The organism is Pirellulales bacterium (assembly GCA_035656635.1).
In the GTDB taxonomy this organism is placed as follows: Bacteria; Planctomycetota; Planctomycetia; order Pirellulales; family JADZDJ01; genus DATJYL01.
In genome coordinates, this window is sequence record DASRSD010000146.1 from 23,196 (window position 1) to 48,661 (window position 25,466).

Sequence of the window (25,466 nt, forward strand, 5' to 3'; positions counted from 1 at the left end):
TACTGAACACGTGGACAGTATATCGGCCTATTTCCGGAAGATCAAGTAGGATTTTTTGCCGCCCCGCAGTCCTGGGAAAAATGTACCGCTTATGTCCCTGTGGCAGGCTGTTTTTGCCTGCCGGCGAGGAGCTGCCCCGTTGGTTTTTGTCGATTTGCCCTGGATTTTTTATTTCGCTGCCAAAATCACCTCGTTTTGTCAGTCCCACCCTGGCGAAGCCTCGAAATTTCTCGCGTACGGCCGCGCCGGCCAGGCGACAAAAGGCGGAAAGTTTACGTTCGAAGGCGTCAATTGTTTGTGAATTGCTGGGCATGATGGCGGGAAGGAGATTAGAGATTAGGAAATAAAGGTTAGTGTTTGGAACCTGGGGCGAGTGGCTCGTGCGAAGTGTCGATTGGTTCGACGATTAGCCTTTACCAAGCCGCAACCGTTAGTCGCGCTCCGCTGTGCCCAGACACCAGGCCCACCAGGCCCACCAGACACCAAACACAAAACCACCAGCCACTCGCAACCGTATAATATACTGTTGTACACTTACCGATTCTAGCCGATCGCCTGGCCTAATTTCAAGAGCCATTTTCACCAAGCCGGACAATGACCTGCCCGGGTAACATCCCCCAAGCCGGGCACGGTATGCCAGGGCGGCATCCATAAAGCCGGCATGGTATGCCCGGAAGGCGGTCGAAACCGCTCCGCTTACCGCCAGTCGCCGGAGAGTTCGAAGGCGGCCCAATATTTGGGCGAGAGCCGGCCGTGCGTCTTCGTTTGGTCAGCGTCAGCGGCGGGAGAGTCTACTTCTACTGCACCGCGGCCGAGGTCTGGCGCCCGATGAACCAGTTGTTTCGTGCGCGGATCGTAATGCTGGAGCATTGCCAGTTGTGCCTCGCGCAGCGCGGCCAGCTTACCGAGTGGATGCTGCCTGTCCCACAGCCGAGAATAGAACTCGCTCATCAAAGTTTGCGTGGCGGCATCGTCTACGCTCCATAGCGACGTGACCGTTGTCCGCGCTCCGGCCAACTGGAAGGCCCTTTGCAGACCGAGCATCCCTTCCCCGGCGGATGCTTGTCCCAAGCCAGTTTCGCACGCCGACAGCACGGCTAAATCGACGTTGCGTAAATCGAGTGCAGCAACTTCCAGAGCGGTCAAAATGCCATCGTCTGTCGTTGAGCGATTAAGATTATCGTCCCATAAATTCCGTTGATTTCCTCGATTGGCGCCGCTCAATGCAATGCCCGAGAGCAGGCCTGGGTTAAAGCCAATCGGATCTCGCTGGCGGGCATTTTGAATAGCCGGTGATGATTGCAGATTGCCTGCCAGCGCCGAGCGAACTGTGACCGGAGCAAAAAAGCCGTGCGTGGCCAGATGCAAATAGCGAAACTGGGGCGCTTCCTGCCGCAACCGCTGGGTAGTGGCAGCCGATTGCGTTAGCGTCAGCGGCGGAGTGGCGCCGAATCGTTCTTGATACATTTTTCCAATCGCTTGAATTTCCTGGGCGGTGCCGGGGAGGGGCGAAAATTGCATCCCATCTTTGCCGCGGATCGCTGAACGGTGCGGTTCGGCCATGGCCAGTGGAGTTTTTTCAAGCAGCGGTTGCGGCAAAGGATCGGGCTTCGCTGAAGGCCGATCATCCGGAGCGGCGTCGTAATTTACATCGCCCAAGATTAGCAGCGCGGGAGCTTTTCCCTCTCCCTTGGCGGCAGACGGTTGGGGTGAAGGGGACTCTCCCAACAAATCCGGCAGCATCTGCGGCACGGGAATTAATGCGACGGCAATCCCATCTTCAATCAAATACGTGTTCGGCTTACTTCCCGGCAGCGCACTCCAAGGAAATTTCGCCACCTCGCCATCGGGCGAAATGAGGACGGTTTTCACGCTCCCTCTCTCTTTGGGAGAGGGCTGGGGTGAGGGTGCCGCAGGATCGATTCCCAAGTACGGCTCCAGCGGTTCCCAAACCAACCGCCGCAATTTCATGCCCGGTTGATCTTCGGCCGCCAGGCCAGCCACATTGCCGCCGTACGTTTCGCGCCATTTTTCGACCGCCTGGTTAATCGGCTCGACGGGTCCCAAATCGATCAATTTGATGGGCCGATCCGTGCGAAGCACAAATGCTAGACACGATGGAAGAGGGCCCCTAAAATCACGCCTAGCCCATTAGTGGTATCTCGGTTTTCGCCTGAATCGAACCGTTAACGGCTGGAATGCTTACTGGCACGCTGCCATTCTAATTTTGTTTGGCGCTTGGTGAAAGAGTTGCCGAGCGACAATTGGTGTCTAAGCAGTGCGGCATCCATGTTTATCAGCAAACAAGTTTCTGGCGGTAGTCAGGCGCAGCGGTACGGTGCGAATTGTCGTCGGCGAGACAGCGGCGCTGAAGAGTCGCAATGGGTTATATTCTGCCACTCCAAGGATTCGCAGCTAAATTCGCCAGCGTTTACGTTGGTAGAGCTGTTGGTGGTGATGGCAATTGTCGGCGTGCTAATCTCTCTTTTGATCCCCGCTGTCCAAACTGCTCGCGAATCGGCACGCAAAACACAATGCCGAAACAATCTGAAACAAATTGGCGTCGCGATTTTAAATCACGTCAATGCACAACGGTTTTTTCCGACAGGCGGTTGGGGAGGAGGGTGGACCGGCGATCCCAATCTCGGCTTCGACCACCATCAGCCCGGCGGGTGGATTTACAACGTGCTGCCTTACTTGGAAGAAAATGTGCTCCGGGTTCGGGGATTAGATTTGTCGCCCACTGATAAAGCGACCGCATTAGGTTCCGTGTGCGCCACGGCGCTGACCGTTTTTAACTGCCCTTCCCGGCGGGCCACCAAGCTGTACCCGAATGTTTGGCCTTATCCTTCTTACAATGTCACCCTCGGACCGCTGGTAGCCCGAAGTGATTACGCCATTTGCGCCGGCGACCGTGGGACTAACGGACTTGGTGATCAAGGGGGACCAAAATCGTTCGACGCCGCGGCTGATTATCCGTGGCCCGATCCCAGCCGATTCACCGGCATTTCTTTTGTCCGCAGTCAAATCAAGCCTGCGCAAGTGATCGATGGTTTATCGAAAACATATTCAGCCGGCGAAAAGTACCTCGATTCTGAATACTACGAAAGCGGTTGGGACCCTTCCGATCGTGGCCACATGTACTCCGGTTTTGCGGTAGACAACGTCCGGCTTGCGCTGGCCAACGATCCGCCCAAACGAGATCAAGTGAGCGTCACCAGTGAAACCTGTTTCGGCAGCGCTCACTGGAACAGCTTTAACGTGGTGCTGTGCGACGGATCGGTGCAAGATATTAATTACTTGATCAATTTGTCGATTCACCGTCAATTTGCCAACCGCTGTGACAACCCATAAGCATTTTTTTAACTATTCCAGCCAAACAGGCTAATTCCAAACACACAGTTTGTTCTGAACCTTTCACTGATTACCGAGGGAATTATCATGCATCCTAAATTGGGAATCTTGAGCTGCTTATTCCTAGGATACGCACTGGCAGGCACGGTTTATGCCGATGTGGATGCGCCAACCACCATTTTCCCAGCGGGCTGGACGACGGTCGGAGATTTGGATCCGCCGACTTTTACGACCGGGTTTGGTGATCATTTGGTCGACAATCCGTGGATTTCCAGCGGCGGATCGATCGGTTTACAGAAGCACTGTGTTTATTTTGACTCCGCGCTGTATTCTCCGCTATTGACTTTCTCCGACAGCACAACTTTAGTCTCCTTCAGCTATAGCATTGCTGATGATCATCCTGGCGGTGAGGAATTTGATGCGGACATCTTTCAAGTATCTGGTAGCGACAAAGTTCAAGGTGACCATCGAGTTATTACCTACGGAACCACGGCATCGAGTGATGGTGAAATAGAATTTGATGTGACCCCAGGCGACACTTACCAAATTCGATTCCGTGCGTACGACTATGATACTGTTGCATCAATCTCAAGTTTAGGCATGACCGGTCCCATTCAAATCACCAATGCCAGCGTGGTGTATTTACCAGGCGATTTTAACCACGACGGCCACATCGATTCTTCAGACATTCTGCCGATGATGAAGGCACTGGTTGATCCGGCCGGATACCAGTCGCAATACCATGTTTCTGCTGACGTGCTGGCTGAAATCGGTGACATCAATCAGGACGGCTCTTTTAATAATGCTGATCTGCAAAGCTTTTTAGATTTCTTGAATTATGGAGATGGTTCAGCAACGGCCGTTCCGGAACCGAATTCGTCAGTCCTTTCGATCTTGATTGCGATTGGGGTGTTCGCTGGCAAGCGAAAACGTCAAACGGCTACTGCGAAAAAAATGGCGACTACTAAATATCAAATCGTGGCATTTGTCTAGCCATTGACTACCGCCAGTCGCCGGAGAGTTCGAAGGCGGCCCAGTAGAACGGCGGCATGCGGCCGGCGTGGGTTGGCTTGCTTCGCGATGCGTTAGCGGGCGATTTGTTATCAGCCGACGTGTTATCGTCAGGCAATTCAATTCCGCGGTTGGCGCCTTGCGTTTGTGCCGGTATTTTTGTTGCCTGCTGGGCGGCTTGTTGAGCAGCGGCCGATGACGGCAGGAACAGCAACGTCAAGCAGAACGTGGGAATTGTCAGCCCGAATAAGTGGTTGGCTATGGGCTGTTCCCATTCGGCAACACCGGCGCGGCCCGTGCAACCGCGGGAGAAAAACGGCTATCATAGTTTGTGAAAGGAATTCCAACTCATGAACATCAATCGCAGTGGCACGCAGCCTTCCAGCAAACCGCCGGCGGAGTATTTCACCGGCACAGTGCGGCTGGATCCCCTGTTTCAATCTCCGGCGCCGGCCCGGGCCAATGGCAACAGCGTTACGTTTGAGCCGGGCGCTCGGACCGCCTGGCACACGCATCCACTGGGTCAAACACTGATTATCACGGCCGGCTGCGGCCTGACACAGCGCTGGGGTGGGCCCATCGAGGAAATTCGTCCGGGGGATGTCGTCTGGATTCCGCCGGGGGAAAAGCACTGGCACGGGGCAGCTCCTGCAACAGCCATGACGCACATTGCCATTCAAGAACACGTCGACGGCAAACAAGTGGATTGGCTGGAAAAAGTGAGCGACGAGCAATACGCCGGCCGGGAAAAATAGCCGCTTTTTCGAGCAATTTTGGCGGGAAAATCGGCCGGCGGCTGGCCCATTCCGTCGCCCAGTTTGGGAACCGCAAAGCCGGAAGCCCTGTGGGGGGGAATGGGGGTAAAATTATTTTATAAAGTAATTGCAACATTCCGAGTGCGGGACTATACTCTGCCTTGGAACAACTCGAGCAGAGGCAACGGGCCGTAGTAGATTAATTCTCAACAGGGGAGCCTCTGCATCTATGATTACGCACAAACGAATTGTCGGCGTAGCGTTCTTTTCGAGCCTTGTTTGCGTAGTGATTGGTTTTTGTTTCTCTGCCAATGCCACGCCGCTGGCGGTGAATTCGGCCATTCTTGCCACCACTTTGCCTGGAACAGCCGGCGGTATCTTACAAGCAGATAGCGGCGCGCTTGCCTTTACTGCGACTTCGTTTTCCGGCACGCTGGATAGCAAAGTATTTGTTAACGATCCGGCCAACCCATTTGGACCGGGCTTTCTCACATTCCAATACGAGGTAAAGAACCTTGCTGGTCCGGATTCGATCGAGCGCTTTAACGTCAATGGATACGGAATTCCCGGCTTGCAGACCGATGCAAGCTTTTTCCCTACAGCGGGCGCTCTGCCACCGACTTCGTTCGATCGCAGTTCGGCGGCGACCGCGGGAGACGTGGTAGGAGCTAATTATTCCGCTCCGCCGCTGGGCTTGGGTTTACTTCCGCCGGGCGACAATGGTGAGATTCTGGTAATTCATACGAACTATACCCAATTCAATCTCTCGACTGCCTCGCTCATTGATGGCAGCACGGCTCAGGTGCAAAGCTATTCTCCTTTGTTCACGTTTGGCGCGCCCGAGCCAGCAACCGTTTGCCTTCTGGCTGGTGGTGCGATTGGGCTGGTGCTGACTCGGCGGCGGTTCGTACGCAGCGGCCGTTAGTTAAAAATCAATCCGCCACTTAATTTAGGGCGCCGGGTTCTCTGTCGGCGGCGTGGAAAGCGGCGCTGCAGACGGACTGGCCGCAGAAGGCGCCGCATCGGCATTCTCCACGGGCAGGCCCGAATTGGCATAACGGAAGTCCGGACGCGGAAACGCGGGCGGCGGCGGAGCGTATTTCGGCTTGCGCGTGGATGGCCAGCCGGCGGCCGGCGCGGCGCTGGCTGGCCCCCCTGGGGGAAGATCGCTCAGCGGCGAGTGGCGGCGGCGGTGCTTGGGATTTTTGCGATTAGTAGTGGCTTCGTGCACCGCCACCAGCGCGCCCTGCTCGATCCGCTTCACGATGCGGTCGCGGGCTTTTTTATCGGGAATGTTGCGGCAAATTTCTTCCATGAACCGATCGAGAATTTGGCCCAGGTCTTCCGGGTCGATCATGTCGCGATGGGTGGGAGCGAAATGTTGCGGCAGCTTTCGCTCCAACAGCCACGTGGCCGCTCGCCAGTTTTCGTGCGCGGCCCTTTGAATGGTTTGCAGCGGACTCAGTGCGGAGGCCAGTTCCGCCTTGCGAAAGCGCTCCCAAAATTCTTTATTGCGGCGCGTTTCCCGGTAAATGGTGCGGGCGGAACAGCCCACGTAGCGGGCGGCGGTTTCGACGCCGCAACCGGAGGAAACCAGAGCAATGATTTCGCGCTGTTTAATATCGTCAAGAGCACGCGGACGACCGGGTTTGGACATGGCGGTGTTGGAGGGGTTTGAGGTTAGGGGTTAGACGTGAGAAAGTGATGGGGTATGGGTGAGAATTACTGTTTGATAGTGTTCTTTTGTACATATATGCTTATAGCCGCTGGGGTGGCCCAAAATCAAGCCTCATTTTTGGCCAGGGTGCGACAATTTGCAGACGATTTTCTCATTCGGTCGCCGAATGCACTGGAGCGGCGCTTGGTTCAGGCACATGTGCGCGGCAGTTGCCCGGGACGGTACAATGATTGGCAAGCGTGATGGGACGAGCGTGAAGCACAGAATTCGGCTGCGTTAACTCAACCGGCGTGAAATTGATGAGCAACATTCCCAGCGACATTGCCTTCACGCCCGCCGTAAAAGGCATTCAGGCCGAAAAAGGCTCGCGGGGCCAATACACCGACATCGAAGAATTTTCCGGCTGGGAAACCACCGTCACGCCGCAATTAGCGAAGTTCATCGCCGGGCTCGACATGTTCTATCTGGGCACGGCCAACGCCGCCGGGCAGCCGTACATTCAATATCGCGGCGGTTTGCCAGGTTTTTTGAAAGTGCTGGACGAGCACACGCTGGCCTTTGCGGATTTCGGCGGCAACCGGCAATACATTACGCTGGGAAATTTATCGGAGAACCCGCAGGCGTTTATTTTTTTGATGGATTACGCCCACAGCCGCCGCGTGAAATTGTGGGGCACCGCCAAAGTGGTCGAGAACGACGAGGCGCTGTTGTCGCAACTGGCCGACCCGGCCTACCGCGCAGGAAAACCGGAGCGGGCGATTGCATTCACGCTGGCGGCCTGGGACATGAACTGCCCGCAGCACATTCACAAGCGCGTGCCGCTGAAGGAAGTGGCGCCGATCATCGAACAACTGCAAGCGCGTGTGAAACAACTGGAAGCAGAGTTGGCGCAGCGCGACGCTCAGCTGCCAACATAGTGGACGCGCTTGCAGATTTTTACCACGAAGGCACGGAGACGCAGAGAGGACAGAATTCAATAAGGAAACCAGGAATACAGGAAAGAAAGAAGAGAAGAAGATTTTAGTGCAATTGCCTTTTAATTGACCGTTCCTGCTTTTCTGGCTTCCTTATAAACTGCCTTCTTGCCTCACTGTGTCTCTCTGTGCCTCCGTGGTGAATTCAACCTTCAAATTCGGCGCGGGAGAGGACTTCGTAACTTGGCCCTGCGCGGCCCAGGGTGCTGGAAAAGACGGTCACGCTGCCGACCGGCATGGCCCCGGCGTCGAACTCCGCATGCTTGCGCAATAATTCGGTTAGTTGCTGCAATGCGGCCGGGCTGGAATCGCGAACACGGCCCAAGGTAATGTGCGCGGTGAAGCGGCGATGCTCGCGCGGAAAGCCGAGCGGCTCCAGCAGGCGCTCCACGACCTGAAACAGCAGTTCTATTTGCTCCGCCCCGTCGCTGACCCCCAGCCACAGCGTGCGCGGATGGCCTGCCGACGGAAACGCCCCGGCCCGGGCCGCCACCAGCTCGAAGGGGCTGAACGGCCCGGCGGCTTGCTGCACGGCCTGGCAAATGGCGGCCGTTTTTTCCATGGGGACGTCCCCCAGGAATTTGAGGGTGTAGTGCAGGTTGTCGGCCTTGGTCCAGGTAACTTTCGCCGGCGCGATGTGCAGCCGTTCGATGAGCCGCAGCGCCTGCGCGCGAACTTCCGGCGTGATTTCGACGGCGGTAAAAACTCGCAACACGCTCATGATTCGTCAGGCAGCAGATTTACCACAGAGACACGGAGAGGACGAATTTCTAATAAGGAAGCCAGGAATACAGGAACGAAAGGAAAGATAAAGATTGTTTGTTTCAATTTCTGTGGTTGCTGCTTGTTCCTGCCTTCCTGGCTTCCTTAGAGGCTGTTTCAAAACTGGACTTCCTTCAAGGGTGGCTGGGGTCGAGTGCCGCCGAGCCCCCAGTGAATAGGCTGCTGGGGCTCCCTTCGGTCGACCCCAGCCACCCGATTCCTAGTTTTGAAACAGCCTGTTATAAATCCGATTGTTGCTTCTCTGTGCCTCCGTGCCTCTGTGGTGAAAATTGCCCTCAAAAACTCAGCATCCTTTTATATTCTTGCATGCGCCGTTCCAGGTCGGGGCGTTCGATTTTTTTCAGCCGGTCCAGCGAAAAATCTTCCACCGTGAAGCTGGCTGTCAGAATGCCATAGGCGAGGGCCTCTTTCAGCGTGCGCGGGTCGAAGTTGCCGCGCTCGGCGAGGTAGCCCATCATGCCGCCGGCAAAACTGTCGCCGGCGCCGGTCGGATCAATGACGTCGGGCGTCGGGTAAGCGGGCATCACGTACGTTTCGTGCTCGCTGAAAAACATCGCCCCGTGCTCCCCCTTTTTCACAATGACGAACTTGGGGCCCAGTTTCAAAATCGCTTTGCCGGCGCGGACTAAATTTTCGTCGCCGGTAAGCAGTTTGGCTTCGGCATCGTTGATCACCAGGCCGTCGATGCGCTTCAGCAGCCGCATTAAATCATCGTGCTGGATGTTGATCCACAAATCCATGGTGTCGGCCACCGTGAGCATGGCCCCATCCACTTGATCCAGCACTCTCATTTGCAGCACCGGGGAGCCGTTGGCCAGGAACAAAAATTTGCAACGCTTGTACGCTTCGGGCAGCACGGGGTTGAATTCGCCAAACACATTCAAATGCACTTCCAGCGTTTCGCGGTCGTTCATGTTGGGCTGATATTTTCCGGTCCAGCGGAACGTTTTGCCTCCTTGCACCACGTGCAGGCCCGTGGTGTCGATGCGCCGGCTTTGCAGCAGCTTGGTGTGCTCGGCCGGCCAATCTTCCCCGACCACGCCCACCAACTGCACGGGCGAAAAATAACTGGCCGAGTAAGAAAAGAACACGGCCGCTCCGCCTAGCACGTTATCGCGCCTTTGGGTGGGGGTTTCGACACTATCTAATGCAACCGAGCCGACAACCAACAATGGCATGAGGTTTCCTTAGGTGCGAATTCCGAGCGAACAGCAAAAATGCCGGTTCCGCTTGTCAAACGGCCAAAACTTGCCACATTATGAAGCGCGAACCCGAACACCGCTAGATCGGTCGAACATGGGGACGATGATGAAATGAGCATTTCTTTCAGCAATTCAAAACGCGAATTGGCCGGTCAGCCGCGGACCACATTTCTTGGCACGCTGGAAGCAATTTTCATTGGGCCAACCAAGGCGGCGCCCATGCAGCAGGTGGAAAGTGCGCAGGCCGTGGCCGGAAAAGGATTGCTGGGCGATCGGTACAGTGCGGCGGCCGGCACGTTTTCCGACCGGCCGGGCACGGCGGAGGATGCGGCGGCCATTGATCCCGAAACGCAAATCACGCTGATCGAGGCTGAGGCCATGGAAGCTGCTGCCCGCGATTGCGAGATAAGCATTTCGCCCGCTGAATCGCGCCGCAATTTGTTGCTGCGCGGCGTGCCGCTGAATCATTTGGTGGGACAAGAATTTTTTGTCGGCCCCGTGCGGCTGCGCGGACTGAAACTGTGCGAACCGTGCGGCCACTTGGAAAAGCTGACCGTGAAGGGAATCAAACAAGCGTTACTTCATCGCGGCGGCCTGCGAGCGGAAATTCTCACCAGCGGCCCACTACGGCCGGGAGATGCCGTGCGGCCGATCTGATTTTGGGCGTCCAAGCGCGTTTCAGCACGGCCCGTTGGTTCAAATGATCGCGGAGATTGGCCCTAGTAAAGCTTGACGTGTGCCATGCCCACAGCTTTGTGTGGGCATGAAAATCACAGAGAATCCATGGCCACTCAAAGCAGTGGCCATGGCACCCCATCTAACGATTATTGGATGGAGGCAACGCTTGGATCGCAGCGGGCCCCTACGGTCAGGCTGACTTCTCTCCAGCCATGCTGGCAATATGTTATCCGCTGCGGCGGCTGGAATTTTACGGCGTTTTCGTTGATCGTTACGGCGTTGCAGGTTGGGCAATCAAAAAAGGATCTGCCGAAGCTCGGTCAGGCATTGGCATAACAGTTGCGACCATTCCCTCATTTAACGGCGATATCGCCGCGCACGTGTCTCCAGGGGCTGCAGTATTTTGAACAGGAACAGGAGTTTTTACCATGAAATTAACTTTCACCACACTGGCCGCCGCGCTATTTGCTTTGGCCAGCAGTGTAGCGCTGGCCGACGATCAGGCAAAAGCGCCTGCCAACGCAAAACCAATGGCCACGCCCACCGTAGCGCCGGCTACGCCGGCAACGAAGGCGCCCACCAACCAGCCGAAAGATGCTGGCTCGCCTGCGGCAAACGACATTCAAGGCCGCATGAACGCGCCGGGTCCGGCCCAGCCTGCCCAGCCGAATGTTCTGCCGTCGCCGAACAATCCGCTGCAGCAGCAGAATGCGACGAATCAATTTCGAGCCGCGCCGCAAACTACAACTGCGCCGCGGCCCAACCAAGCGGCGCCGCTCCCGACCGCGCAACCCTCGACCGCCGGACAACCGTTGAACAGCGGCGCCATCAATCGTGATAACCGCGCTGCGTTGCCTGAAAATCGCAATGTTCAAAACGACAATCGTGCCACGCAGATCCAAAACGGACGAACCGGCCGAACGGCCATGCGTCCCACCGATTTGCGAGCGCCCGACATCGGCTTATGGTTCGATCGCCACGCGCGCAACGGTTTGGTCATTTCCGATATCGCCACTACCGGCGCCATCACCCGTTTGGGCTTCCGGGAAGGGGATCGCATTGTTTCCATCAATGGCCGCCGCGTAACCACGGAGCCGGAATTTTTAGACTTCTTGCTGGGCAACGTGTTTGTGCCCGGCGAAGGACTGATCATGAACAATCCGTCCGTCGTGGTCACGCCCGTCGACGTGGTGATCATGCGCGATGGCCAGGAGCAAACCATTCTGGTCGATCCGTCAGCGGTGCTGGCCGATTATGGCGTTGCCGCGCCACTGGATCCGCTGGAACAGTTCGGCGTGGTGCTGGACGACCGCATCAACGACCAGGCCGTCGTGTGGAAAGTGCTGCCGCGCACTGCGGCCTATTACGCCGGCCTGCGGGCCGGAGACGTGCTGACTACGTTCCACGATCGGCCGATTCGAAATCGAGAAGATTTTGCCAAGAGCATTGCCTCCGCTGATCCGGGCGAAGCGAGCATTCAAGTTCGCCGCGGGGAGCGCAATCGCGATTTGCAAGTGGATATGCCGCGGTTCGACCAGGCGGCCGAGCAGCACACCGCCATGCGTCCGAACTTGGACACGGGCGCGTCCGATCAATCGACGAAGCCCAGCGATCAGACTCGCTCTGACCGCAGCAATCGTGGAGTGCGCACCAATCGGTAGTCCGTTTTTCAACCATCCTGTCGCCAAGGGACAGCTTGGAAGTTCACCGAGTCGTTCATTATTTAGCCAGCCCAAGCGGTTGCCGGCGCAGCCGCTGGGCTGGTTTTTTTGTAGCGCCGGCAAGAGCAAACGATCCGGCCAGGAGGGCAAGTTGTAGTGCGCTGGGTTCGGGAACGACGGTCACTGTTGCACTGAAGTGCCCGGTGTTGTTGGAAACAAACGACTCATCGATGCCCAAGTACAGCGTGCCCGGTCCCGGCGCAGTAACGGTTAACGGGCCAACGCCAACAAAGAAAATCGCGGTGGAATTAATGCCTTTTCCGCCGGTCGCCAAATGGGAGTCGATGGCGCTAAAGCCGGACGCGGAAACAGATGCCGCGGGAACAAAAGCACCCATCAGTGAGCCTAGCTCCGTCACCGTGCTGGACCCGTCCGTGGTGGGCACGCTTCCACCGCCGTCCATAATTCCTTCTTCCAAGGGCGTGTATCCCTGGCCCTGGCTGAGCCCGCCAATGATGATGCTCCGCGGCACAGAGATGCCGTTCGGACCCGTCGTCAGCTCGGGATCAAGGTTAATTGTGCCGTTGGCAGAGAGTTGAACTTGCTGGCCCGCGGCCGTAAACGTGAATGCCGAGACCATGGGCACGGCGCCGCTTTCGGGAATGCCGAATTCGCCGCTGGCCGTGGCGGCCACTTGAATGCTCGTCGCGCCTGCCCTGGAAGCAAACAGAATTGCCCCGAGGAAGATTGGAAATAACATTGCCCCGCGACAAGCATCCTGGCCTAACCTGCATCGCAAAATGAATCCATTCATAAGAGCTCTCAAGATGTCGAATTGCAAAAACGTCCTAGTGGACAAAAGATAAGATGTGCACCTGGTCTGGTCAAGCGAAGTTGCTAGCAGTGCTGGCGCCGGCGGACTGCCGCACAGGCTCGTGGTTTGTGGCGGCGATTGTGGCAGCTTCCGACGGCGATCACAACATCAAATCATCGCCAGCCGGTGCTGATCCAGGGGAGCGATTGATTGTCAGCCAAGGCGGGATCGACACGCCGCAAATAGGCGTACATTGCGCCGGTGTGATGTTGTATGTGTCGCAAGTTGTAAAGGTGCAGCTCGGCGCGGCAACATTTGCGCCGGGCAATGCCGGAGGGGCCGGCCAGCGATTGCTCCGTTTCAGCGGCCAGCACATCGCGCAGTTTTTGGTGGACAAGCCGCACGTATTCCAACGTTTCTGGTTGAGACAGACCGATGCTGGCAGCTTCGCCGCGTTCGTCCCCGCCGCGCTGGTGCAATTCGCGAAGCTGAAACGCCTGCTCGCCGGGAGATAAATAGTAATCGGCGAAAAACAATGTGTGATATGCCACGTAGCGAAACGTGTTGTTGGCAATTTTGCTTTCCCAATGCTCGCTCGGACAGGCCGCGATGCACTGCTTCAACATCGCCAGCGCCGCTTCGAACTGGCCGAGGACGGTTTGCTTGTAAAGTTCCAGCATAAACATTCTCCAGAGCTGACGATGGACACAGTATTGGCATCGGGTTAAGGTCGTCAAGTGATCGCCATGGCTTGGAAACCGAGCCGCGGCAGTGTAATGTAGCAGGCCTGGCCGGAGGGTAACTCATCGCCCATTGCTAAGGAGCGTTCCATGCAGCGCCGTGTAACAACCGTTTGCCTGGGAACGTTGGGATTGCTGTTGATTGCGTGTGGCCAGGCAGCAGCCCAATCGGGACAAAAACGCGCGCTGTTCGATGGGGTTACGCTAGATGGCTGGATTCAGGAACCGCTGCATGCCACGACGCTGGCGGCCAGCGATTTCAAAGATTTCCCCGGCCTGGTGAAAGCGCTGACCGATCCATCGAACAAGCTGTCCACATTTGTCTGCGAGCAATTGGATGACAGCGTGAAATCGGCGATTGTCTCGTATTCTGGCAGCGAAGATGCCGCAGCCACGAAAACGCTGAAATCGAACCTGGCCAAAGCGCTGAACAAAATAATGGCCGGGCCGTCACTGTACGACGCAGCGCACGCCCAGGCCGTAACGCTGCGGTCGGAGACGGAGGCTTTGCACGAAAAACATCCCCAGGGAAAAGAAGCGGCGCGGCTGAATCGGGTGATTCTGGAAGACGCCTATCCAAATTTAATTGCCATCAGCCCGGCGGCCGCCTGGATTGTGAAAGACGGCGCCATGGCCAGCACCGGGGCCGGCCGGGGCGTCATTTACACTAAGGACGATTTCACCAAGTACCGGCTGATGTTTACCATGCGGCATGTATCCGGCCAGCCCGATCATCAGCCTTGCTTTTTGATTTTCTGTACTCGCCCCGCTGAAGGAGAAAAGCCGCTCGATGCACTGGGGGGCATTCAATTTCAAACTCCCAAAGGCAGCCACTGGGATTATCGGCCGGGCAAAAACAAAAGCGGCGAAGGCTTCACGCAGGTAACCAAGCCCGACTTCAATGCCAAAGAGTGGCACCGTGTGGAGATTTTGGTCGACGCCACCAAGGGGACGGCCCGCATGGCTGTGGCCCAACCGCCGACAGCCAAAGCCGTGGAAGTGCTCGATTACGACGTGCCCGATGCCGGCCGCACCGGGCCCATCGCTTTTCAAATGCACAACGGCGGTATTTTCGACGAGTACAAAGACGTGGAAATTGAAATCGACCCGGCCGTGGATGAGTTGATTTCGACGAAGTAAGCGAGCAGCGGCTAGCAATTAGCAATTAGCCGGATGCAGAAAATTAGCCGCGAATTAACGCAAATATCTCCGGCGCGGCGGCGTAACCCAACGGTTACGATTCCCAGTCCGCCCAGGGCCGCCATCAACAGCGAAGCGGGCTCGGGCACCGGCGCGACCAGCACAATATCGCCCGGATTCGCCGTGGTTCCGTCGTAATCGATGCTCCAACCGCTCGGCAAATTGACGCTGGCAAAGGCGGTGCCCGTCACGTTGGGCGAGCCCACATCGGCATTCGCCAGGACGTATTCCGCCTGGGTCTGCGTGCCGGTTGCGTTGAGATTGAAATGCAGATTGGTCAGCGCGAGCGTGCCACTGCCGCTGAGGGAAATGAGCTCGGCCAAGTCGCTTGCGATGTTGTCGGTGAGCGAACCGCCGCTGCCGGTGGTTCCGCCGGCCAGCGTTCCGCCGCTGATGGTAATGTTCGAGTGTCCCAGTCCGCCGCCATTGTCCAGGGTTGTTGCGCCGGTGATCGCGAGCCCGCCTGAAAACGGACTGACGATGCTAGTGAAGTTGGTGGTTTGGCTGGTCGAGATTGCCAGGTTTCCCCCGCCGGAGCCGTCACCGACCGCGACCGCAAAGTTGTAAGCGCCAGCAGCCGTTCCGGCCAACGTTACCGTCGTGGTGTTGCCGGTGGTTGCATTGCCATTCACTGTCATCACGGCGTGGCCGCTATTGGCATTAAAACTCACGGCTGTTGTGGCGGAAGAATTGTTCGTCCAGATCTGGCTGGCCGAGAGAATGATGCTCTGGCTACCGGCACCCGAGGGTGAATTGAAATTCAGCGGGCCAGCGGGATTGGTTGCACTGGCTTCGGTCTGAATAGTGATTCCGCCGGCTCCGATGGTGCGCGTGACGGCACTGCCGCCCAGCACCGTCAGCGTGATTGCGCCCTGGTCCACCGTGAGGCTATTGAGAATTTTGCTGCCGGCCGTGTTGATGCTGTAAGTAGCCGGCGCATTTGTGCCAGCAGAGAAAACCACGTCGCTGCCGTCGAGGTTACCCGCGCCCGAGGCCGGCCACGCCACGGTGGCGATGGACCCGGTGGGATCGGTGGTCCACTGCGAGTTGCTGCTGTTCCAGTCGGTCGCGCCGCTTCCGGTGCCGGCGGTGGCGCCGTTCGTGTCGTAATAGACGGTGCTGGCCGAAACGTTACCGGCCGAGATCAGGGCGAACCCCAGCAGCGCGCTGAGGGCGAACAAAGTTGTCGAGATCTTCATCAGTAGCTCTCCGCAGGCATGGGGGAAAGCCCTGAACAATCCCGTCGCCTAAAAATGTGACACAAGATGTAATCATAAAATTGTGCCTTCCTTTTGCTCCGAGTCACAGAATAACTGACAACCTCGGGGAAATCAACAATTTGGCAAATATTTTATCTCGTTATTTTGATCAATCTACCTACGTTTATTTCTAAGCCACCTCGACGTTTCCCCCACGGGGGCACGGAGCCCGGAATGCGGGAGATATTGGCCGCAAATGCACGCAAATGAACGCAAATAAGAAGAAGGAATGATGGAGTGGTTCAAAATTGCCTTCCCTATTCATTCGCGTTTATTTGCGTTTATTCGCGGCCTGTTTTCTGTGTCTGTTACAAAGACTGGCTTCTTCAAAGACGGCCGGCTCTCCGGCTCCGCGATGAATAGCCGCGCGAACCGGCTACCGGCCGCCCTTTTGCTCGATCTTCGCCCAGGTGTCTTTCAAAGTCACCGTGCGATTGAACACAGGCTGGCCGGGCTGGGAATCGATGCGGTCGGCAATGAAGTAGCCGGTGCGTTCGAATTGGAAGCTGTTGCCGGGTTGGGCATCGACCAAGCTCGGTTCCAGCTTGGCCTCGGTCAGCGTTTCCAATGAATTCGGATTGAGATTCACCAGGTAATTTTGCCCGGCGGGCACATCGTCTGGATCGGCCTGGGAAAACAGATGATCGTACAACCGCACGGGCGCGGTCACGGCCTGCGCGGCGGAAACCCAGTGAATGGTGCCCTTCACTTTGCGGTCCGATTGCGGCAAGCCGCTTTTGGTTTCCGGATCGTACGTGCAGTGCACTTCGGTGACGGCGCCGCTGGAATCTTTCGTGACGCTGACGCACTTGATAATGTACGCATAGCGCAGCCGCACTTCCGCCCCGGGCGCCAGGCGGAAGAATTTTTTCGGCGGCTCCTCGCGGAAATCGTCCTGCTCAATGTACAGCGTTCGAGAGAACGGGACTTGCCGTTTGCCGGCCGCCGGGTCTTCCGGGTTGTTTACCGCTTCCAGCATTTCGATTTTGTCGGCCGGGTAATTGTCGATAACGACTTTTAGTGGCCGCAGCACTCCCATGCGGCGCGGGGCACGGCGATTCAAATCTTCCCGCACCGCCCCTTCCAACACCGCCATGTCGATAGTGCTGTTGAATTTGGCCACGCCAATGCGGTCGCAAAACAGGCGGATCGACTCGGGCGTGTAACCGCGGCGGCGCAGACCGCAAATGGTGGGCATGCGCGGATCGTCCCAGCCGGCAACGTGCTTATCTTTCACCAGCTCCAGCAGGCGGCGCTTGCTCATCATGGTGTACGTGAGGTTGAGCCGGGCAAATTCGATTTGTTGCGGATGGATGATTGCTTCCACACCCTGGCGTGTCTCTCCGAGACTCGCACTCGCGTCTCGGAGAGACGCGGCTACGTGAGTGGCTACGTGAGTGGCTACGTGAGCGGCTGCGTGATTGGAGTTGCATTCGATGATGCGATCCAAATACCAATCGTACAGCGGGCGGTGATTTTCGAACTCCAGCGTGCAAATGCTGTGCGTCACGTTTTCGATGGAATCGCTTTGACCATGGGCCCAATCGTACATGGGATAAATGCACCAGCGGTCGCCGGTGCGGTGGTGCTTAGCGTACAAAATGCGGTACATCACCGGATCGCGCATGTTCAAGTTGGGATGGGCCATGTCAACCTTGGCTCGCAAGGTGCGCGAGCCTTCGGGAAATTCCCCTTTGCCCATCCGCGCGAACAGATCGAGATTTTCCTCGACGGGCCGAGTGCGGAACGGACTGTTTTTGCCCGGCGTGGTAAGCGTGCCGCGATACTCGCGGATTTGGTCGGCGTTCAAATCGCACACGTAGGCGTAGCCGGCCTGGATGAGCTGCACGGCCCAGGCGTGAATTTGCTCGAAGTAATCGCTGGCATACAGCGGCGGCGGAACGTGGAAGCCGAGCCAGCGAACGTCTTCCTCAATCGATTCGACGTACTCTTCCTCTTCCTTGGTCGGGTTGGTGTCGTCGAACCGCAGGTTGCACGTGCCGTGGTATTTAATCGCCAGGCCGAAATTCAGGCAGATGCTTTTGGCGTGGCCAATGTGCAAGTAACCGTTAGGCTCCGGCGGGAACCGCGTTTGCACCCGATTGCCAAAGCGGCCGGTGCGGGCGTGCTCCTCAATAATTTCTTCGATGAAATTCAGCGAACGGGGTTCGTCAGGCATGGGAAGTTGGTGGTCTAGTGTCTGGTGATGGTAGTCTGATGTCTGAGAGAGCGCGACGTCGATAGTTTCCCGCAATGATTGCTTTCAAGCAAGAGCGGCGCTTACACTAACCAGCTTGGAGGACCATGAACATGAAAGCCGCGAGTTACATTCCCAAAGATTGCCATGCCGTGACGCCGTATTTGGTGGTGCCCAATGCGAGCCGTTTCATCGAGTTTGCCCAGCAGGCGTTTGGCGGCACGGTAAGTGAAAAAATTACTCGGCCCGATGGGGGCGTGTTGCACGCCCAGGTGCGAATTGCCGATTCGCTGTTGATGATTGGCGAGCCGCCGCCGGGCCAGAAAACATGGCAAGTGGTGCTGTATTTATATGTGCCCGACTGTGATGCCACGTACCGGCAGGCGGTGGCGGCCGGCGGGGAATCGCAAACCGAGCCGACCGACATGTTCTACGGCGACCGCAGCGCCTGCGTGAAAGACCCGGCCGGCAACATGTGGTGGATTGCCACGCACAAGGAAGAGTTAACCACTGAAGAAATCCAACAGCGAGCGGCAAAGATGTTTAGTGAGAAGCCGAAGTGAAAACAAATCAAATGCAAATCGATTTTAAAATAATTGCGTGATACGAGGCCACAGTATGAGCTTAGAGCCTGAAATAGAAAGCAAGGGGCTTGCAGTGTTAATCGTCGATGCTCTCATGACGGCGGGATTACTGCCACGTCAACATTTGGACCACGCGATTAGTATTGCCACCGAAGAAATCTCGGTTCGTAAAGCAGCTGATGATTATTGGTGCGCGGATTGCCGATTCCGTCATGACGGGATTTACCCAGCAAATTAGATATCACCGTTCGAGTGCCCGCTCGATGCGGGTCGTGCAGTAGTCGCGGTCCGAAGGGCCGACCTAGGTCAGCCCAGGCCAAGCGCAGCGTCGGCCTGGGTTCACGTTCACACGACGCCTAAGCAAGCCCCAATCGGGCGCACTACGCAATCAATCCCACGCGTATCGCTCGTCGATCTGTACGCCATGCCGCTGGCAAAGCGCGCGAAATTCGTCTTGAAAGGTCAAAGTGCGGTGATGCTCTTCTTGATTTTCGATATATCGTCGCACGTCTGGCAGCTTCGATTCGCTGACGGAAAATATCCCATAACCATTTTGCCAATGAAAATCGCGCAGTGATGGAGCCTTGGTTTTGAGCCACTTTGAGGTGGAGGTTTTGGCCTCCTCGATCATTTCCGCAATCGTTTTGGTTCTTGCCAGCGCATTGAGAACATGAATGTGGTCCGCAACTCCGCCGATCGTCAGAGCGGGACTATCGAGATTCTTCAGCACCGTAGCAAGATAGGCATAAAGTTCGCGCCGCAGTGTGGCATCTTGCAAAATAGGAACGCGGCCTTTTGTGCTAAAGGTGCTGTGAACGATGACCTTGGCTAAGGACTGCGGCATAGTTGGCTCTAGTTCGCCCCGTTGGGGCTAAGGTGCTGTTGGGCACCGACCCAGGCCGTTGGCCTGGGCTGACATTGGTCGGCCCTTTGGGCCGCAGTTTAGAATATCAATTTCCGCTTTGTGTTCAAAACGTCGAACTGGGTCGGCCCGTTGGGCCGCAATCTACGATAACAAATTCCACGCCATGTTGTGAAAAGTGTCGAGAGAAGCAACCCGGTTCGTCCCGTTGGGCCGCAATTTAGAATCTGCGTTGTGTTTCCAATAAATTTCGAACGATCAACATTCTCTTGTCACTTCCGCGTCACTGCCCGAGCGATGCGGGCGGTACAGCGCTCTCTGCCAAGGATGGCTAGCGTGTCGAACAGGCCGAAGCCGACGGATTTGCCGGTGAGTGCAATACGCAGCGGATGGACGAGATCGGCCATTTTAATTTGCCGCTGTTCGATAAACACCTTCAGCGCTTGCTCCAGTTGCGGCGGCTCGAATGGTTCGACCGTGGCCAGCAATTCTTTCACCGCGGTCAAAATTTCGGCCGCGCCGGGGGTATTGCGGATGCGTTTGTCGAATGCGGCTTCGTCGCACGGCAATTGATCGTCGGGCAGAAAAAAATCGGCATAGTCGAGAATATCGCCGAACACTTTAATCCGGTCGCCGGCTGCGGACACGATTTTCGTGAGCTGTGGGCCGACATCACATGGCGTGGGCTCAGCCACTAACCCGGCGCGTTGCAAATACGGCAACATCTTGGCCACTTTTTGCTTGAGGGGCAGTTCTTGCATGTAGTGATCTTCAAACGCCCACAGCTTTTTGGGGTCGAAGCTGGCCGGCGCTTTGTTCACGCGCTCCAGGGAAAAGCTGTCGATCATTTGCTGCCGCGTGAAGAATTCGGTTTTGTCGTCGAACGACCAGCCGAGCAGTATCAGGTAATTGATAATCGCGTCGGGCAGATAACCGACCTGCTCGTAAAAATCGACGATGACGGGATTGAACGTTTCGGCGGTAAGGGCGGCACCCTCACCCTGCCCTCCCCCGGAGAGAGAGGGTGCGGCAAGCGCTAATCTAGCGGCGATATCGACGCCGTGCTTGTACAGCCGGGCGAAATCTTGGTTCTTCAGGTATTGACCCAGCTTGCGCTTGCTCAGTTTGTTTTTGCTGCCCGGCTCAGCCACAAACGGCACGTGGGCATACTCGGGCAAGGGGTAACCCAGCGATTGGGCAATGAACACTTGCCGCGGCGTGTTGGAAAGATGTTCCTCGGCCCGAATGACGTGCGAGATTTGGAAATCGTGATCGTCAACAACCGTGGCCAGGTTGTACAGAAATGTGCCGTCGGCGCGCTGAATGACGTGATCTTGCTCGCGGACCCAATCGAATTGCACGTCGCCCCGAATTAAATCGTGGATCACCAATTGTCCCTGGTGCGGCATGTTCAGCCGGACGACGCCTTTGCGGCCTTCGGCCTCGAAGCGGCGCTGGGTGTCGACGGTGTCGGCCATCCAGCGGCGGCTGTAAATGAACGGCTGCTTAGCGGCTTCGGCGGCGGCGCGCTCGATCTGAATTTCCTCGGTCGTGGCGTAATCGCAGTAGGCGAAATTGCCGTCCAGCAGTTTGTTGATCGCTTCCTGATAGCGCTCCCGCCGCTGCGATTGATAGTACGGCGCAAACGGCCCGCCCACTTCCGGCCCTTCATCCCAATCGATTCCCAACCAACGAAAGCCGTGCAAAATGGGAGCCAGGGCTTCGGCAACATTGCGCTCCTGATCGGTATCGTCAATCCGCAGCAAAAACTGCCCGCCGTGCCGCCGCGCAAACAGCCAGTTGAACAACGCCGTGCGCACTCCGCCAATGTGCAAATACCCGGTGGGACTGGGGGCAAACCGTGTGCGAACCGTGCGAGCCATGCGGGTCTCTGGTGCTGAAAACGGGATGAATGTCAGCTATCAGAGTAGCGGGCTATTGGGGAATGGGGAATGGGGAGTGCGGGTGATGGGGTGAGTGGGTGATGTTTAGCCGCGACGCGCTAGCGGAGCGAGTCAGCGGTTGAGGAGATGATGGGGTGAGAGGGTGATAAAAAACGATGGAGTGTTCATCCGCGCGCAATTCATCCCATCACCTGCTCATCCCATCACCTGCTCATCCCATCACCTGCTCACCTCATCACCTGCTCACCTCATCACCTGCTCACCTCAACACCTGCTCACCTCATCAACTTCTCATTCTTCCTCGTCGTGCTGCTGGCGGCGCATTTGCTTGCGGAGGCGCTTACGCTCCGCCTTAGAAAGCTTGCCATTCCCGCCGCCGTGAGAGCCACCGTCGTCATCGTCGCCTTCTTCATCGTCGAAGCGATTTTGTCCGGAGCGGCGGTTGGAAGAGCGATGACTGTCGCGCTCCTCATCGTCATCCTCCGACGTGCTGTAACTTTTTGACGGGGCATAATTCGAGGTCGAAGCGGAATTCGAACCGGTGGACGAAGAAGCGCTCGAGCGCTGCACCATGGCGGCCAGCGGCGGTGAAGGAGATTTGTGGGCGGCATCAATGCGGCTAGCTTTTAATCGCTCGGCTGCAGTTGCGGATTTTTCTTCGGCGGCCGGCGACGCTTTCGGTTTCTTCGGCGCCTTTTCACGCTTCGGCTTGCGCTGGCGCACGCTCAGCAAGCCTTCCGCATCCAAAAGTACATGTCGGGCGTACAGCGCAATGGTGAAAAACAGAGTGACTTGCCCCACCAACCGGCCGCCAATGGCCATGAGGGGGGCGCTTAATTGCTGCGACTGGCCCAAGTGAAGCCAGCCGTAATCGGTGGCCAGCGCCGCGGCCCAGAGGGAAAACACCAAGGTGAAGCCCAACGTCGCCAGCCGGCTTTCGCGCACTTCCAAGAGCAGCCGCAAGGCGAGAATGCCCACGATGCCGCCCCAAATGCCGATCCACCAAATGGCGCTGCCGGCCAGCATCGACCAGCCGGTCGCCCGTGCCATCGCCAGGGCAAATGGCGTATGCAAGTTGGCCGTGGCGTCGATGCTCATCACCAACCAGGCGATCGCACACCACAGCCATAAGCGGTAGCGGCCGCGATAATCGTCCAGCTTGTGGCGACGGATGGAATAAATTAGCACGCTGCCGGCGGCGGAAAATCCAAACAACAGCGACGAGAGCCAACCGGCCAAGCTGCTGCCGCTGGCCGCATCGAATAATTGCGCGAGCCCCAGCGCGGTGGCGCCTTCCGCATTTTGCTCGCCGCCGAATTTGATATAGCCAAACAGCAATCCGCCGACCGCAGCCAACGCGGCCACAAAACTTAGCGCCAATTTTGCCCAGTGGCGCGGAATAAAATCGGTCGTGTGCCGGTGGTTCTCTCGACGAGCGGCCGCCGTGTAGCGCTCTCCCCTGGCGGCCGGCTTCGACGAAGCGGCAGCCGGCGGGGCGATCGATTCGCCCGCTGATTCCTCCGCCAAGTTACGGCGGCGGCGGTCATCTCGGCTACTTCCGAAAAGCGACATCCTTGTCGACGTTTTGGGGGCAGGATTCTGGGGCGGGAACTGGGCAGGAATCAGGAATTTTGCAGCGCAACCATGCGGATCCTGATCGGTGATGGGAAGTCTATCGATTATTCCGCTGGGCGCGCGGTGCTAGCAATTGCACAAGACGCCTGGGCCTACTCCCAACGTCGGCATTTGCGGCCGCACGACTGCACTAGCAGAAAACGGCCCGCAAGGTTTGACTTTGCGGCGGTGAAGATTGCCTGTTGTCAGCGTACATCGGGCTGGGGACAGCCCGGCTCGGATCAATCATCTTGCGTCGGAAGGCTTGGCCATCTGCCGCAGTTGCTCGGAAATTTGGGCCAGGCTGATATTAATGCGGTTCAGCGTGGTGCGGCGGGAAGCAAAAACCAGCCACACGGTACACAAGGCGGCTAACAGCAAGCAGATTAGCGCACCATCGATGTACGGTAGCGCGTGATGAAAGAAACTCGTTCCGTCGTCCCCCAAATTGTTAAATAGCTTGTCTACCGATTGTTTCGACGAATCGGCGCCGCTTGAATGCGAGTCGATTGCCGCATCCTGGATCGCTTTGGCCGTCAGATATTTGTGCGCGTCGGAAAGCCGGATCCCCATCACAAATTCGTTCAGGCCGTAGACTAATAATCCCATCCCCGCAGCGCCCGCGATCCAAAGCAGCAGACAGAAACCGGCTAGCCAGTGTGTTCGCTGCTGATCGCGCCGCACAATTTCGGCAGCGATGTCGTGAGCACTGGGCGCCGAAAGCGGCGAGGCAAATTGATTCTGAAAAGCCGTATTGAAATCACCGAACGTCATGGGTTTTCTCCAAAATAGCGCGTAAGCCACGCTTGGCGTGATGCAACCGCGATTTCACGGTTCCCACTTGGCAACCGACCACGGCGGCAATATCGTCGTAACTCATATCTTCAATGAACCGCAGCAGCAGCACTTCACGATGTTCCGGGCCAAGTTGGTCGAGGGCTGCATGCACGGCCTGCGCGTCTTCGGCGGTGAATTCCTCGACGGAATTTTGTTCTTCGGCAACGTTTAAATCCTGTGCGTCGAGCGATTGGACCGCCGGAGCGCGACGGCGGAAACGCCGATAGGCGCGGTTGCGGGCAATCCGATAAAACCACGGCAAAAACGCGTCGGGGTTGACCAGCTTGGGCAGATCGCGAAACACATCCAGCCACACCTCCTGCGCCACATCGTCCACGGCTTCCTGGCCGGCCACCAGCTTGAACAGAAAGCCGCGCAGTCGCGATTGGCAGGCGGCCACCAATTCCTCGAAGGCGGTGGCGTCGCCAATTTGGCAGCGCACGACCAAGACTTTCCAATAGAAGGAATCTAGTCGGTCAGCCATTGGCGTGGGCCACGGGACGTGTAAATCGCGTCATGCAAGATAAGGTGCGCGCCGAGCGAAAAAGTTCAATGTTGGGGATAAAAATGGGGAATGGCGAGTGGGAAATGGGGAATGGGGAATAGCGCTAGCGAAGAACGATGAGCTGCTTCAGGCACAAGACACCAGACCACCAGGCTACCAGACACAAGACTCCTAACTGTGCATTCGCGGCAGCGGATCGCCGGCGGCGATAATTTCCGCTTCGGCGGCAGCCAGTTCGTCTAATCGCCGATCAACGACTTCGTACTTGGCGAACCGCTTGGCCAGGCGAACATACGTGCTGTGATGCCGGGCTTCGCTCTCGAACAGGCTGCCATAAAATGCCGCCAGCTCCGGGTCGGAAACGTGCTGCCGCAACAGATCGAATCGTTCGCAACTGCGGGCTTCAATCAAGCCCGCTACCAGCAGCCGATCGACCGCCTTGCCTGGCTCCAACTTACGCACTAAATCGTTCAATTTTCGGCCATAAGCCGGTGGCGATAAGCGGCGAAAACGAATGCCACGGCGCTGGAGTAGATCGAGCACCTCGCGGAAGTGATCCAGCTCTTCGTTCACAATGTCGGCCAGTTCGCGGCATAGATCCACCCGATCGACATAGGCGAAAATCAAGTTCATCGCCGTGCCGGCCGCTTTTTTCTCGCAATGGGCATGGTCGACAAGGATTTCGTCCAGGTGGGCATCGACCTGCGAAAGCCAGCGCTGCGAGGTTTCGGAAGAAAGACTGAGCATAAGTGGCGGCACAAATAGCCGTTTGTGGGGTTCAATAGCTGCCCGGCTAGCCGGGCCACGTGGGAGATTTTGGGCCTAACTGAGTGTATATTGTTTTCTATTCGCGG

The 25,466-nt window shown here is 57.1% G+C and carries 26 protein-coding genes; 11 read left to right on the top strand and 15 right to left on the bottom strand.

All coding sequences use genetic code 11. The features are described 5' to 3' along the window. Positions 1-696: 696 nt before the first annotated feature. Entirely contained in the window at positions 697-2,103 is a 1,407-nt protein-coding gene (locus VFE46_14410; protein ID HZZ29187.1) for a CHAT domain-containing protein, read from the bottom strand. A 186-nt stretch (positions 2,104-2,289) separates the two neighbouring features. Between VFE46_14410 and VFE46_14415 the strand changes: the two genes are divergently transcribed. Both VFE46_14415 and VFE46_14420 read left to right on the top strand, forming a co-directional pair. Next, a complete protein-coding gene (locus tag VFE46_14415; GenBank protein ID HZZ29188.1) occupies positions 2,290-3,354 on the top strand; it encodes a DUF1559 domain-containing protein in 1,065 nt (354 codons plus the stop codon). Between the two features lie 87 nt (positions 3,355-3,441). Further along, on the top strand, positions 3,442-4,347 hold the full coding sequence (locus tag VFE46_14420; GenBank protein ID HZZ29189.1) for a dockerin type I domain-containing protein: 906 nt from the start codon (positions 3,442-3,444) through the stop codon (positions 4,345-4,347). 7 nt (positions 4,348-4,354) lie between these two features. On the opposite strand, the gene VFE46_14425 is transcribed toward VFE46_14420, so the two are convergent. Then, the gene (locus tag VFE46_14425) at positions 4,355-4,585 is read right to left on the bottom strand and encodes a hypothetical protein (protein ID HZZ29190.1); all 231 of its coding nucleotides are present in this window, start codon (positions 4,583-4,585) and stop codon (positions 4,355-4,357) included. Positions 4,586-4,715: 130 nt separating this feature from the next. Here VFE46_14425 and VFE46_14430 point away from each other — a divergent pair, with 130 nt between their 5' ends. Then, on the top strand, positions 4,716-5,120 hold the full coding sequence (locus VFE46_14430) for a cupin domain-containing protein (protein HZZ29191.1): 405 nt from the start codon (positions 4,716-4,718) through the stop codon (positions 5,118-5,120). 229 nt (positions 5,121-5,349) lie between these two features. Next, a complete protein-coding gene (locus VFE46_14435; GenBank protein HZZ29192.1) occupies positions 5,350-6,045 on the top strand; it encodes a PEP-CTERM sorting domain-containing protein in 696 nt (231 codons plus the stop codon). Positions 6,046-6,069: 24 nt separating this feature from the next. On the opposite strand, the gene VFE46_14440 is transcribed toward VFE46_14435, so the two are convergent. After that, complete coding sequence (locus tag VFE46_14440; protein ID HZZ29193.1) at positions 6,070-6,777, bottom strand: helix-turn-helix domain-containing protein; 708 nt, start codon at positions 6,775-6,777, stop codon at positions 6,070-6,072. Positions 6,778-7,097: 320 nt separating this feature from the next. Here VFE46_14440 and VFE46_14445 point away from each other — a divergent pair, with 320 nt between their 5' ends. Then, on the top strand, positions 7,098-7,715 hold the full coding sequence (locus VFE46_14445; GenBank protein ID HZZ29194.1) for a pyridoxamine 5'-phosphate oxidase family protein: 618 nt from the start codon (positions 7,098-7,100) through the stop codon (positions 7,713-7,715). 202 nt (positions 7,716-7,917) lie between these two features. Here the strand turns inward: VFE46_14445 and thpR are convergent, their stop codons facing one another. Continuing rightward, a complete protein-coding gene (gene thpR / locus VFE46_14450) occupies positions 7,918-8,493 on the bottom strand; it encodes an RNA 2',3'-cyclic phosphodiesterase (GenBank protein ID HZZ29195.1) in 576 nt (191 codons plus the stop codon). Positions 8,494-8,830: 337 nt separating this feature from the next. Then, positions 8,831-9,733: a PfkB family carbohydrate kinase gene (locus VFE46_14455; protein HZZ29196.1), complete on the bottom strand. Its 903-nt coding sequence runs from the start codon at positions 9,731-9,733 to the stop codon at positions 8,831-8,833. 135 nt (positions 9,734-9,868) lie between these two features. On the opposite strand from VFE46_14455, the gene VFE46_14460 reads away from it, so the two are divergent. From VFE46_14460 to VFE46_14470, 3 genes are all read left to right on the top strand, one after another. Continuing rightward, a complete protein-coding gene (locus VFE46_14460) occupies positions 9,869-10,414 on the top strand; it encodes an MOSC domain-containing protein (protein HZZ29197.1) in 546 nt (181 codons plus the stop codon). Positions 10,415-10,498: 84 nt separating this feature from the next. Next, positions 10,499-10,771, top strand: coding sequence for a hypothetical protein (locus VFE46_14465; protein HZZ29198.1), 273 nt, complete (start codon positions 10,499-10,501; stop codon positions 10,769-10,771). A 92-nt stretch (positions 10,772-10,863) separates the two neighbouring features. Further along, positions 10,864-12,096: a PDZ domain-containing protein gene (locus tag VFE46_14470; GenBank protein ID HZZ29199.1), complete on the top strand. Its 1,233-nt coding sequence runs from the start codon at positions 10,864-10,866 to the stop codon at positions 12,094-12,096. A gap of 58 nt (positions 12,097-12,154) precedes the next feature. Here the strand turns inward: VFE46_14470 and VFE46_14475 are convergent, their stop codons facing one another. Together VFE46_14475 and VFE46_14480 are read right to left on the bottom strand one after the other, a co-directional pair. Continuing rightward, on the bottom strand, positions 12,155-12,856 hold the full coding sequence (locus VFE46_14475; protein HZZ29200.1) for a hypothetical protein: 702 nt from the start codon (positions 12,854-12,856) through the stop codon (positions 12,155-12,157). Positions 12,857-13,083: 227 nt separating this feature from the next. Continuing rightward, positions 13,084-13,590 carry a DinB family protein gene (locus tag VFE46_14480; protein HZZ29201.1) on the bottom strand — a complete coding sequence of 169 codons (507 nt, stop codon included), beginning with the start codon at positions 13,588-13,590 and terminating at the stop codon, positions 13,084-13,086. A 150-nt stretch (positions 13,591-13,740) separates the two neighbouring features. On the opposite strand from VFE46_14480, the gene VFE46_14485 reads away from it, so the two are divergent. Beyond that, positions 13,741-14,790: a DUF1080 domain-containing protein gene (locus tag VFE46_14485; GenBank protein ID HZZ29202.1), complete on the top strand. Its 1,050-nt coding sequence runs from the start codon at positions 13,741-13,743 to the stop codon at positions 14,788-14,790. A gap of 11 nt (positions 14,791-14,801) precedes the next feature. On the opposite strand, the gene VFE46_14490 is transcribed toward VFE46_14485, so the two are convergent. Both VFE46_14490 and VFE46_14495 read right to left on the bottom strand, forming a co-directional pair. Then, positions 14,802-16,049 carry a PEP-CTERM sorting domain-containing protein gene (locus VFE46_14490; GenBank protein HZZ29203.1) on the bottom strand — a complete coding sequence of 416 codons (1,248 nt, stop codon included), beginning with the start codon at positions 16,047-16,049 and terminating at the stop codon, positions 14,802-14,804. Positions 16,050-16,485: 436 nt separating this feature from the next. Further along, on the bottom strand, positions 16,486-18,288 hold the full coding sequence (locus VFE46_14495; GenBank protein HZZ29204.1) for a glutamine--tRNA ligase/YqeY domain fusion protein: 1,803 nt from the start codon (positions 18,286-18,288) through the stop codon (positions 16,486-16,488). Positions 18,289-18,419: 131 nt separating this feature from the next. Here VFE46_14495 and VFE46_14500 point away from each other — a divergent pair, with 131 nt between their 5' ends. Together VFE46_14500 and VFE46_14505 are read left to right on the top strand one after the other, a co-directional pair. Further along, positions 18,420-18,869: a VOC family protein gene (locus VFE46_14500; protein HZZ29205.1), complete on the top strand. Its 450-nt coding sequence runs from the start codon at positions 18,420-18,422 to the stop codon at positions 18,867-18,869. Between the two features lie 55 nt (positions 18,870-18,924). Then, positions 18,925-19,128: a hypothetical protein gene (locus VFE46_14505; protein ID HZZ29206.1), complete on the top strand. Its 204-nt coding sequence runs from the start codon at positions 18,925-18,927 to the stop codon at positions 19,126-19,128. 150 nt (positions 19,129-19,278) lie between these two features. On the opposite strand, the gene VFE46_14510 is transcribed toward VFE46_14505, so the two are convergent. From VFE46_14510 to VFE46_14535, 6 genes are all read right to left on the bottom strand, one after another. Continuing rightward, positions 19,279-19,734, bottom strand: a complete 456-nt coding sequence (locus VFE46_14510; GenBank protein ID HZZ29207.1) for a transposase — start codon at positions 19,732-19,734, stop codon at positions 19,279-19,281. 290 nt (positions 19,735-20,024) lie between these two features. Continuing rightward, positions 20,025-21,635 (bottom strand): glutamate--tRNA ligase, encoded by a 1,611-nt coding sequence (gene gltX, locus VFE46_14515; GenBank protein ID HZZ29208.1) that lies wholly within the window; start codon positions 21,633-21,635, stop codon positions 20,025-20,027. A 312-nt stretch (positions 21,636-21,947) separates the two neighbouring features. Beyond that, on the bottom strand, positions 21,948-23,228 hold the full coding sequence (locus tag VFE46_14520) for a hypothetical protein (protein HZZ29209.1): 1,281 nt from the start codon (positions 23,226-23,228) through the stop codon (positions 21,948-21,950). A gap of 288 nt (positions 23,229-23,516) precedes the next feature. Then, positions 23,517-24,044 carry a hypothetical protein gene (locus VFE46_14525; protein HZZ29210.1) on the bottom strand — a complete coding sequence of 176 codons (528 nt, stop codon included), beginning with the start codon at positions 24,042-24,044 and terminating at the stop codon, positions 23,517-23,519. After that, the gene (locus VFE46_14530) at positions 24,031-24,591 is read right to left on the bottom strand and encodes a sigma-70 family RNA polymerase sigma factor (protein ID HZZ29211.1); all 561 of its coding nucleotides are present in this window, start codon (positions 24,589-24,591) and stop codon (positions 24,031-24,033) included. Before VFE46_14530 ends, VFE46_14525 begins: the two co-directional genes overlap by 14 nt. Positions 24,592-24,783: 192 nt before the next feature. Next, a complete protein-coding gene (locus VFE46_14535; protein HZZ29212.1) occupies positions 24,784-25,359 on the bottom strand; it encodes a tRNA-(ms[2]io[6]A)-hydroxylase in 576 nt (191 codons plus the stop codon). Positions 25,360-25,466 lie beyond the last annotated feature (107 nt).

Bases quoted from the DNA above. Each gene is read 5' to 3' on its own strand.
- VFE46_14415 (HZZ29188.1), top strand. From the start codon at position 2,290: ATGTTTATCAGCAAACAAGTTTCTGGCGGTAGTCAGGCGCAGCGGTAC.
- VFE46_14420 (HZZ29189.1), top strand. From the start codon at position 3,442: ATGCATCCTAAATTGGGAATCTTGAGCTGCTTATTCCTAGGATACGCA.
- VFE46_14430 (HZZ29191.1), top strand. From the start codon at position 4,716: ATGAACATCAATCGCAGTGGCACGCAGCCTTCCAGCAAACCGCCGGCG.
- VFE46_14435 (HZZ29192.1), top strand. From the start codon at position 5,350: ATGATTACGCACAAACGAATTGTCGGCGTAGCGTTCTTTTCGAGCCTT.
- VFE46_14440 (HZZ29193.1), bottom strand. From the start codon at position 6,777: ATGTCCAAACCCGGTCGTCCGCGTGCTCTTGACGATATTAAACAGCGC.
- VFE46_14445 (HZZ29194.1), top strand. From the start codon at position 7,098: ATGAGCAACATTCCCAGCGACATTGCCTTCACGCCCGCCGTAAAAGGC.
- thpR (HZZ29195.1), bottom strand. From the start codon at position 8,493: ATGAGCGTGTTGCGAGTTTTTACCGCCGTCGAAATCACGCCGGAAGTT.
- VFE46_14455 (HZZ29196.1), bottom strand. From the start codon at position 9,733: ATGCCATTGTTGGTTGTCGGCTCGGTTGCATTAGATAGTGTCGAAACC.
- VFE46_14460 (HZZ29197.1), top strand. From the start codon at position 9,869: ATGAGCATTTCTTTCAGCAATTCAAAACGCGAATTGGCCGGTCAGCCG.
- VFE46_14465 (HZZ29198.1), top strand. From the start codon at position 10,499: ATGCCCACAGCTTTGTGTGGGCATGAAAATCACAGAGAATCCATGGCC.
- VFE46_14470 (HZZ29199.1), top strand. From the start codon at position 10,864: ATGAAATTAACTTTCACCACACTGGCCGCCGCGCTATTTGCTTTGGCC.
- VFE46_14475 (HZZ29200.1), bottom strand. From the start codon at position 12,856: ATGTTATTTCCAATCTTCCTCGGGGCAATTCTGTTTGCTTCCAGGGCA.
- VFE46_14480 (HZZ29201.1), bottom strand. From the start codon at position 13,590: ATGCTGGAACTTTACAAGCAAACCGTCCTCGGCCAGTTCGAAGCGGCG.
- VFE46_14485 (HZZ29202.1), top strand. From the start codon at position 13,741: ATGCAGCGCCGTGTAACAACCGTTTGCCTGGGAACGTTGGGATTGCTG.
- VFE46_14490 (HZZ29203.1), bottom strand. From the start codon at position 16,049: ATGAAGATCTCGACAACTTTGTTCGCCCTCAGCGCGCTGCTGGGGTTC.
- VFE46_14495 (HZZ29204.1), bottom strand. From the start codon at position 18,288: ATGCCTGACGAACCCCGTTCGCTGAATTTCATCGAAGAAATTATTGAG.
- VFE46_14500 (HZZ29205.1), top strand. From the start codon at position 18,420: ATGAAAGCCGCGAGTTACATTCCCAAAGATTGCCATGCCGTGACGCCG.
- VFE46_14505 (HZZ29206.1), top strand. From the start codon at position 18,925: ATGAGCTTAGAGCCTGAAATAGAAAGCAAGGGGCTTGCAGTGTTAATC.
- VFE46_14510 (HZZ29207.1), bottom strand. From the start codon at position 19,734: ATGCCGCAGTCCTTAGCCAAGGTCATCGTTCACAGCACCTTTAGCACA.
- gltX (HZZ29208.1), bottom strand. From the start codon at position 21,635: ATGGCTCGCACGGTTCGCACACGGTTTGCCCCCAGTCCCACCGGGTAT.
- VFE46_14520 (HZZ29209.1), bottom strand. From the start codon at position 23,228: ATGTCGCTTTTCGGAAGTAGCCGAGATGACCGCCGCCGCCGTAACTTG.
- VFE46_14525 (HZZ29210.1), bottom strand. From the start codon at position 24,044: ATGACGTTCGGTGATTTCAATACGGCTTTTCAGAATCAATTTGCCTCG.
- VFE46_14530 (HZZ29211.1), bottom strand. From the start codon at position 24,591: ATGGCTGACCGACTAGATTCCTTCTATTGGAAAGTCTTGGTCGTGCGC.
- VFE46_14535 (HZZ29212.1), bottom strand. From the start codon at position 25,359: ATGCTCAGTCTTTCTTCCGAAACCTCGCAGCGCTGGCTTTCGCAGGTC.